General features: G+C 52.1%; 1 protein-coding gene and 1 pseudogene. Both read left to right on the top strand.

All coding sequences use genetic code 11. The features are described 5' to 3' along the window. Window positions 1-138: pseudogene (locus J9889_RS17075) on the top strand (IS1595 family transposase); the annotation flags it as partial. A gap of 75 nt (window positions 139-213) precedes the next feature. Continuing rightward, a partial coding sequence (locus tag J9889_RS17070) for a helix-turn-helix domain-containing protein (protein ID WP_210557448.1) occupies window positions 214-655 on the top strand: 442 nt, incomplete at its 3' end.

The following is a 655-nucleotide window of genomic DNA, read 5'->3' as shown; positions in this document are numbered from 1 at the left end:
AGGCATCTTGCGGAATACTGCTTCCGGTTTAATCATCGTTTTGACCTCAAGAGCATGTTGGTTGAATTGGGGCATGCAGTCGTGGCAAGCCCTCCGATGCCATATCGGCTCTTGAAGCTGGCTGAGGGTCATGGGTAATCAGGTAGTGAATTGCATTCTGTCACTCAATCGGGCTTAATAGATATGGCAATAATGCTACACACTGAGCGCTAAATGCAAATTCTGAAAGCCTACAAATTCCGACTCGAACCGACCGAACAACAAGCGCAACGCCTGCGCCAGTTGGGCGGTTGTGCTCGTTATGTCTGGAATCACGGGCTGGCAGAAACCAAACGCATTCTGGATGCTGGCGAAAAACTGCCTTCTGCCTTTGAGCTGAACAGGATGCTCACCAGTTGGAAGAAAGACCCAGAAATGGCCTTTCTGGCCGAGGCATATACCGACAACCTCCAGCAGAAGCTCAAGGATTTGCATGGCGCGTGGATGCGCTGCTTTGATAAGAAACTCGTCGCCAAGGCACCCGTATTCAAGAAAAAAAGCGACAACCGCGACGCTATCCGGTTCGTCAACTTCGACAAGTATTGCCGCCTTGAAAAGGGTCGCGTGAAGCTGCCTGCCGGGCTGGCGTGGGTCAAGTTCCGTCAGTCCCAGCCAG

It is taken from the genome of Aeromonas sp. PrichA-15 (assembly GCF_017939245.1).
GTDB classification, from domain to species: domain Bacteria; phylum Pseudomonadota; class Gammaproteobacteria; order Enterobacterales; family Aeromonadaceae; genus Aeromonas; species Aeromonas caviae.
The sequence above is the reverse complement of the archived record's forward strand: the minus strand, read 5'-3'. Positions and strand labels throughout refer to the sequence as shown.